Genomic DNA, 7,730 nt, shown 5'->3' with positions numbered 1-7,730 from the left:
GGCTCGAACTCCTCCGAGCCCACCATCGCCTCGGCTCCGTCGGGCTGGTCAGCCGTCGGGTTCTGGTCGGTCACTTCTTCTCCTCGTCGTCCTCGACGACCTCGGCGTCGACGACGTCGTCGTCGGAGGCACCGGCACCGCCCGCGGCGCCACCCTCACCCGCGCCCGCACCCTCGGACCCGGCGGACGCGTCCGCGGCCGAGGCGGCGGCATACATCGCGGTGCCCATCTTCTGGGACTCCTCGGAGAGCTTGCTGCTCTTGGCCGAGATGTCCTCGGGGGTCGCGCCGGACTCGGGCTTGAGGGCCTCCTTGAGGTCCGCGAGGGCCTCGTCGACCGGCTTGCGCTGGTCCTCCTGGAGCTTGTCGGCGTTGTCGGTGAGGAACTTCTCGGTCGAGTAGACGAGGTTCTCCGCGGTGTTGCGGGCCTCGGTCTCCTCGCGCCGCTTCTTGTCCTCGGCCGCGTGCTCCTCGGCCTCGCGAACCATGCGCTCGATGTCCTCCTTGGGGAGGGCCGAGCCGCCGGAGATCGTGATCTTCTGCTCCTGGCCGGTGCCCCGGTCCTTGGCGGAGACGTTGACGATGCCGTTGGCGTCGATGTCGAAGGTGACCTCGATCTGCGGCACGCCGCGCGGGGCCGGCGCGATGCCGGTCAGCTCGAAGGTGCCGAGCGCCTTGTTGTGCTGCGCGATCTCGCGCTCGCCCTGGAAGACCTGGATGAGCACGCTGGGCTGGTTGTCCTCGGCGGTCGAGAACACCTCGGAGCGCTTGGTCGGGATCGCGGTGTTGCGCTCGATGAGCTTGGTGAACAGGCCACCCTTGGTCTCGATGCCGAGCGACAGCGGCGTGACGTCGATGAGCAGGACGTCCTTGCGCTCGCCCTTGAGGACACCGGCCTGCAGGGACGCGCCGACGGCGACGACCTCGTCCGGGTTGACGCCCTTGTTGGGCTCCTTGCCGCCGGTGAGCTCCTTGACGAGGGTGCTGACGGCCGGCATGCGGGTCGAGCCGCCGACGAGGACCACGTGGTCGATGTCGCCCACCGAGATGCCGGCGTCCTTGATGACGTTGGCGAACGGCTGGCGGGTGCGGTCGAGCAGGTCCTTGGTCATCTGCTCGAACTGGGCGCGGGTGATCGTCTCCTCGAGGTGGATCGGCCCGTTCTCCGACATCGACAGGTACTGCAGCGACACCGTGGTCGAGGTCGAGGAGGAGAGCTCCTTCTTGGCCTGCTCCGCCGCGTCGCGCAGGCGCTGCATGGCGATCTTGTCCTTGGCCAGGTCGACGCCCGAGGTGTTCTTCACGACGGTGAGCAGGTGCTGGACGATGCGCTCGTCCCAGTCGTCGCCACCGAGCTGGTTGTCACCGGAGGTCGCGCGGACTTGGATGGTGGAGAAGCCGTCCTCGGGGTCCTTGCCGACCTCGAGGAGGGACACGTCGAAGGTGCCGCCACCGAGGTCGAAGACGAGGATGAGCTCGTCCTCCTTGCCCTTGTCGAGGCCGTACGCGAGGGCCGCGGCGGTGGGCTCGTTGATGATGCGCAGGACGTTGAGGCCCGCGATCTCACCGGCCTCCTTGGTGGCCTGGCGCTCGTGGTCGTCGAAGTACGCGGGGACGGTGATGACGGCGTCGGTCACGTCCTCGCCGAGGTAGGCCTCGGCGTCGCGCTTGAGCTTCTGCAGGATGCGCGCGGAGATCTCCTGCGCGGTGTACCGCTTGCCGTCGATCTCGGCCGACTTCCAGTCGGTGCCGATGTGGCGCTTGACCGACCGGATGGTCCGGTCGACGTTGGTGACGGCCTGGCGCTTGGCGATCTCGCCGACGAGGACCTCGCCACCCTTGGAGAAGGCGACGACGGACGGGGTCGTGCGACCACCCTCCGCGTTGGCGATGATGGTCGGCTCCCCGCCCTCGAGGACGGCGACAGCCGAGTTGGTGGTACCGAGGTCGATGCCGACCGCACGTGCCATGGTGGTTTCTCCTGTGGTGCTCGTGGATGGTGCTCGGGTTGAGTTGTCGTGACTCAAGTTAGGAGCCGGTATGCCGCGTGGCAAATCGGGGCGTCCGAACTTGCGCTCACCTGACTCAACTTTGCGGTGGCGTCGGATGTTCCCGGCCGGCGGGACCAGCGTGGGAGGGTGAGCCATGGCCCGCACCGCTGACCTGTCCCCAGACCTGTCCCGTCCGTTGTTCAGCCGGTTCTACGCCCGCGCCAGCGAGCGGATCGAGCCGGCGGGGATGGCGGACCTGCGCCGCGAGCTGCTCGCCCCGCTGCGCGGACGGGTGGTCGAGGTGGGGTGCGGCAACGGGCTCAACTTCGCGCACTACCCCGCCGCGGTCACCGAGGTGGTCGGGGTCGAGCCCGAGCCGCGGCTGCGCGAGGCCGGGAGGCGGCGGGCACAGGCGGCCACCGAGGCAGGGCGGCCGGTGACCGTCGTGCCGGGGCGGGCGGAGGCGCTCCCCCTGCCCGACGCGAGCATGGACGCAGCGGTCGTCTGCCTGGTGCTCTGCTCGGTCGCGGACCCGAGTGCTGCGGTGGCCGAGGTCGCACGGGTGCTGCGCCCCGGCGGGACGGTGCGGTTCCTCGAGCACACCGTCGCCGAGGAGCCGGGGCTGCGCCGGGTGCAGCGGCTCGCCGACGCCACCCTGTGGCCGCTGCTGGTCGGCGGCTGCCACACCTCCCGCGACCAGGTGGCCGAGGTCCGGGCGGCCGGTTTCGAGGTCACCGGCGCCCGGCGCTTCCGCTTCCCCGAGACCGGCCTCACGATGCCGGCCAGCCCGCACGTCCTGGGCGAGGCCCGGCTCCCAGCCTGACGTGCCGGCATCCGTCGTCGGCATCCCGTTGTCGCCATCCCGTTGTCGGTGGTCGGTCCTACCGTTCGGGACATGGCACAGCAGCGTTCCCGCCACCTGCGGGTGGTCCCGGCCCCGCAGGTACCTCACGTGCGTGGGGACCGGGACCGCAGCGAGTACTGGGCGCAGGTCCAGTCGCTGCGCGAGGAGCGCCGCCGGCTCCGGGCCGGCTGAGCTGCCGCCCCTCCGGCGGAAGGGGGCCGGATGGGCGGTGGCACAGTGGGGCGATGGCACTGCGAGTGGTACGCCTCGGGTCGCCGAGGCACGAGGGTGAGGGCCTGCGCATCGGGACGGTCCGCCGTCCCCCGCGCGGCGTCCCGCGGGCGGAGTTCGCCAGCCGGGACTGGTACGACGTGTGGCTGCCCGAGCTCGCGCCGAGCGCCGCGCTCGTGACCCGGGCGCTGACCGCCGGCACCGACCGGGAGTGGGCGGCCTTCGTGCGGGCCTACCGGCGCGAGATGGCCCAGCCCGGTGCGCGGCACGTGCTCGACCTGCTGGCGGCGACGTCCCGGCGCACCGAGGTGTCGGTCGGCTGCTACTGCGAGGACGAGTCCCGCTGCCACCGGTCGGTGCTGCGTGAGCTGCTGGTGGCGGCTGGGGCCGAGCTGGCCACCGACGAGCAGCCCTGAGGGTCCTCCCGAACCATCGGCGACCAGCGCTGCGTCAGGGACACCGGGGCCCGGGAGACCCTGCGCGACGTCCAGCGCCACGACGGCCGCTCGGGTACCGTCGCCCGGTGGACGACATCCTCTTCCGGCGGACCGTCGAGGAGCTCACCGAGTCCGACGAGCACCTTGCCGCCCTCGTGGAGGCACACGGCACACCGACGCTGTGGCTGCGCCCCGCCGGGTTCCCCAGCCTCGTCCTGTTCATCCTCGAGCAGCAGGTGTCGCTCGCCAGTGCTGCCGCGGCATACGCGCGGGTGCTGGACCGGGTCGGCTCGATGACCCCCGCCGCGATCCTGGCGGCGACGCCGGAGGAGCTGCGGACGGACGGGGTCTCGCGGCAGAAGGACCGCTACCTGCGCGCCCTGGCCACCGCGGTGCTCACGCAGCGCCTGGACCTCGACGGCCTTGCCGAGCTCGACGACGACGGGGTGCGGCGCGAGCTCACCTCGCTGCCGGGCATCGGCCGGTGGACTGCCGACGTGTACCTCCTGGCCTGTCTCGGCCGCCCCGACCTGTGGCCGGTGGGTGACCGCGCGTTGCAGGTGGCCACTGCGGAGGCGCTCGGCCTGGACGGGGTGCCGACCCAGGCGGAGCTCGAGGACCTCGGCGAGCGCTGGCGGCCGCACCGGTCGACGGCTGCGCGGCTGCTGTGGCACGGCTACCTGGACCGGCGGGGTCGCGTCGAGACCCCGGTGACCGTCCTCGGCTGAGCGCAGGCAGCAGCGCCGCCGGCATACCGAGGAGGGGTCGCGAAAGAGGCGCTGTGCGTCAGCGGTCGCACACGGAATGATACCCGAGGGGTGCTCGAATTCGTTCTGCTGCAAGGGATTCAGCGTGCTTACACTGTCGGTGGTCGCCGCTAGGTTGGGTGCATGTCAGGGGGCATGGCACTCGAGCAGCGTCGCGAGGCGCTCGAGCTGGCCTGTGCCGCCCTCGACGGGATTGGTGAGGAGCTGTGGTCCGCGCAGGGCACCGAGCTCGGGCCGCTGCTGACCCTGGTCGACCGGGTCGGCGCGCGAGTGGGGGCCGGCCGGGTCGCCGTGCTCGCCGCGGCGGTCGAGCGCGGAGAGGCCTCCGGTGGCACGACGGGGGCGCAGCGCTGGCTGCGCGACCACGCCCCCTCGCTGCGGGCGGGTGGCTCGGCGCCGGTCGTGACCGTGGTCGAGCACGCGCGGCTGCCCCGGTACGCCCTCCTCAAGGAGGCGGTGCTGGACGCCCGGGTCCCGGTGATGCACGCCGCCTGTGTCGTCGACGAGTACGAGCGCATCGGGCACCGCCTGCACCCGGCTGCGCAGGGGCCGGTGATGGAGGCTCTCGTCGGCATCGCCGAGGAGGGCACCCGCCGCGACATCCGCGCCGTGCGTCGGCGGCTGGTCGCGCGCTACGGCCACGACGGCGAGTTCCAGGGCGAGCAGGACCGGCTCCGCGAGCGGACCTCCCTGTCGCAGCCGATGGACGACGGCTCGGGCCTGTATGAGTACCGCCTCGTGGCGGACGCCGAGGGCAGGGCCGTGCTGGAGGCCGCGGTCCAGGCCCTCTCCGCGCCGAGGCCGGCGGACGGCGAGCCCGACCGGCGGCCCTCGGGCCAGCGGCGGTTCGACGCGCTCGTCGAGGTCGTGCGGCGGGGGGTGGCGTCCGCCGACGGCGTGCCCACGACCCCCAAGGCGCAGCTCTTCGTGAGCATGGACCTCGCCGACCTCACCGCCCGGCTCGGGGCCGGCACCGTGTTCGGGTCCGGCGACGTGGGCCAGCTGCTCGGCCCCGAGACGGTGCGCCGGATCGCGTGCGACGCCGGCGTGGTGCCCGTGGTGCTCGGCTCGTCGGGCGAGGTCGTCGACCTCGGTCGCCGCCACCGGTTCTTCAGCAGCGCGCAGGTGCGTGCGCTCTGGCTGCGCGACGGGCACTGTTCCTTCACCGGTTGCTCGGTGCCGGCGTCCTGGTGCGACGCGCACCACCTCTGGCACTGGGCCGACGGCGGCCCCACCGACCTCGACCACGCAGCGCTGCTCTGCGGCCGGCACCACACGGTCGTGCACGCCAAGGGCTTCCACGGCACGGTGGGGGAGGGCCGGGTCGAGTGGGACGTCACGCCCGGCGCGTACGACCACTGGCTGTCGCAGCGGCGTCCCCGTTCCGCCGACATGCTCTCCGTGTCCTCATCGTCAGCAGTCGACCCGCGTCCCGCGCAGGCGGCCTGCGCGAGCACCCGGGTCTTCGACGAGCGGGGCCAGGTGTCGACGGCTGCGCCTGGTCCCCCGCCCCCTCAGGCGTGGCGACCATGAGCCCGCTCCGAACCCCGCCACCACCAGCGGGGTCCCTCGCGTGCGGCCGTACGGCTCTCGTCCAGAGCAGTCGTGGCCCTTCCGCTCCGCGTCCCGGGGCGGCAGGATCACGGTGTCACGGGGGCACGGCACGGACGGAGGGGGAAGTGCGATGGGTGGCAAGGTCGTCGTCAACAGGTGCATGTCGCTGGACGGGTTCATCGCCGGTCCGGGTGACTCGATGGACTGGGGCCGCGGGCGGGCGCTGGCGGACTTCGTCGACCCGGACGACATGGCCCGGATCGCGGGCGCCACCGGGGCGATGCTCGTCGGCCGGCGGACCTGGGACGTCGGCGAGCGGATGCGCGCCGAGTCGACGGACCTCGTGGACTACCCGTTCACCGGTCCCATGTTCGTCCTCACCCACCGCCCCTTGGACCCCGTACCGGCCGGCGTGACGGTCGTCTCGGGAGACATCCGCGCCGCCGTCGCGACGGCACGGGACGCCGCCGGCGACAGGGACGTCGAGGTCCTCGGAGCCCACGCCGCCGGCCAGTGCCTCGAGGCAGGGCTCGTGGACGAGCTCCTCGTCTACGTCCTGCCGGTGCTGCTCGTCGACGGCACGAGGTTCTCCTCGCCGACCACCCCGCGCACGGACCTCGAACCGATCGACCGCAGGCAGTCCGGGGACGCCACGATCCTGCGGTTCCGGGTCCTCGGCGCCCAGCCGTAGGAGGGGCGACTCCTGGCCCGGTGGTGCAGCGCAGCGACTCAGCGGGTCAGCGGGTCAGCGGGTCAGCGGGGCGAGGAAGTCGCGCAGCGACTGCGCCCACGCGGCCTGGCCCAGCGCGTTGGGGTGGTAGACGTCGGCCACGTCCGCACCCGGCGTCTGGAACCCGTCGAACCACGGCACGGACGCCGTCCCGCCCGCCGTGGCCGTGCCCGTCACCCCACCGGCGCCCAGCTCGTGCCCCGCGAACAAACGCAGCGCCGAGGTGTCCAGGTACGTGCGCGCCCCGGCACCACCGGGCACCCGGGCACGCACGGCCCGCACGACCCTGTCCTGCATGGCGACGCCGTCGGTACCGAGTTCGCGGACGCCTGCGTTGGCGTCGTAGCCGCCCTGCTGCACGAACGGACGGTCCGGGGCGAGCAGCGGGTACGCCCGCAGCACCAGCACGGCATCCGGGCGCATGCGGAAGCGCACCTGCAGCAATGCATCGGTGAGCGCGGTCTGCACCTGGGGCAGGAGGCCCCGCGCCCGGGACACCTCCTCGGCACAGCCGCCGGGCCGGGCCCCCGTGGCAAGCAGGAAGCACTGGGTGACGATGTCGCCGAACCCGACGTCGTTGCCGCCCATGGTGAGCACGACGACGTCGGCGCGCTGGTCCACCACCGAGTCCTGCGCCGGGTTCCCCGCCCGGTCGGGCGAGACCAGGTCGGACACCACCGCGCCGCTGCACGAGGCGTCGACGGCCCGCGCGCCCACGCTCGCGGCATACAGGCGGGCGGCGCTGCGCGGGCTCCGGTAGCAGGCCCCGGTCGAGCCACCCGCCCCGTTGCCGGCGGAGTAGGAGTCGCCGAGCACCACGACCGTGCGCACGCCGGCGCCGCTCCCGGAGGAGGGTGGGGCACCCGAGGCACCCGAGGTCGCGCCGGGAGCCGGGGTGCCGCTCGCACCCGTCGCCGCGGCCCGGCTCGGGGCGGTGGTGGTCGGTCTCGGCGGGGTGGCGCCGGCGCCGGCGCCGTCGTGCTGCGTGACCGCGAGAGCCGCGCCGCCGCCGACGACGACCGCGACGAGCAGGGCGGCAAGCGCTCCCGCACGGCTGCGTCGCACGGCACACCTCCCTGGGGGACGACGGGTCACGACGGGCCGCGACCGACCGCGACCACCTGGCCACGACGCTACGCGACGCCGCGGACGCGGACGGGCCCGGCCACCGCGAGGG

The 7,730-nt window shown here is 73.4% G+C and carries 8 protein-coding genes; 6 read left to right on the top strand and 2 right to left on the bottom strand.

The features are described 5' to 3' along the window. Positions 1–70: 70 nt before the first annotated feature. Positions 71–1,969, bottom strand: a complete 1,899-nt coding sequence (gene dnaK, locus ACFUC1_RS19590; protein WP_379122824.1) for a molecular chaperone DnaK — start codon at positions 1,967–1,969, stop codon at positions 71–73. 175 nt (positions 1,970–2,144) lie between these two features. Between dnaK and ACFUC1_RS19585 the strand changes: the two genes are divergently transcribed. The 6 genes from ACFUC1_RS19585 to ACFUC1_RS19560 all read left to right on the top strand — a co-directional run bounded on the left by ACFUC1_RS19585 (position 2,145) and on the right by ACFUC1_RS19560 (position 6,514). Beyond that, entirely contained in the window at positions 2,145–2,813 is a 669-nt protein-coding gene (locus tag ACFUC1_RS19585; RefSeq protein WP_379122822.1) for a methyltransferase domain-containing protein, read from the top strand. Positions 2,814–2,885: 72 nt separating this feature from the next. Further along, positions 2,886–3,026 (top strand): hypothetical protein, encoded by a 141-nt coding sequence (locus ACFUC1_RS19580; protein WP_379122820.1) that lies wholly within the window; start codon positions 2,886–2,888, stop codon positions 3,024–3,026. A gap of 53 nt (positions 3,027–3,079) precedes the next feature. Beyond that, on the top strand, positions 3,080–3,481 hold the full coding sequence (locus tag ACFUC1_RS19575; protein WP_379122818.1) for a DUF488 domain-containing protein: 402 nt from the start codon (positions 3,080–3,082) through the stop codon (positions 3,479–3,481). Between the two features lie 107 nt (positions 3,482–3,588). Beyond that, positions 3,589–4,230: a DNA-3-methyladenine glycosylase family protein gene (locus ACFUC1_RS19570; protein WP_379122816.1), complete on the top strand. Its 642-nt coding sequence runs from the start codon at positions 3,589–3,591 to the stop codon at positions 4,228–4,230. A gap of 162 nt (positions 4,231–4,392) precedes the next feature. Beyond that, the gene (locus tag ACFUC1_RS19565) at positions 4,393–5,802 is read left to right on the top strand and encodes a DUF222 domain-containing protein (RefSeq protein WP_379122814.1); all 1,410 of its coding nucleotides are present in this window, start codon (positions 4,393–4,395) and stop codon (positions 5,800–5,802) included. 151 nt (positions 5,803–5,953) lie between these two features. Then, on the top strand, positions 5,954–6,514 hold the full coding sequence (locus ACFUC1_RS19560) for a dihydrofolate reductase family protein (protein WP_379122812.1): 561 nt from the start codon (positions 5,954–5,956) through the stop codon (positions 6,512–6,514). Between the two features lie 54 nt (positions 6,515–6,568). Here ACFUC1_RS19560 and ACFUC1_RS19555 read toward each other — a convergent pair whose 3' ends face one another. Further along, positions 6,569–7,618, bottom strand: coding sequence for a GDSL-type esterase/lipase family protein (locus tag ACFUC1_RS19555; protein WP_379122810.1), 1,050 nt, complete (start codon positions 7,616–7,618; stop codon positions 6,569–6,571). Positions 7,619–7,730 lie beyond the last annotated feature (112 nt).

The organism is Pedococcus sp. NPDC057267 (genome assembly GCF_042668795.1).
In the GTDB taxonomy this organism is placed as follows: domain Bacteria; phylum Actinomycetota; class Actinomycetes; order Actinomycetales; family Dermatophilaceae; genus Pedococcus.
The sequence above is the reverse complement of the archived record's forward strand: the minus strand, read 5'-3'. Positions and strand labels throughout refer to the sequence as shown.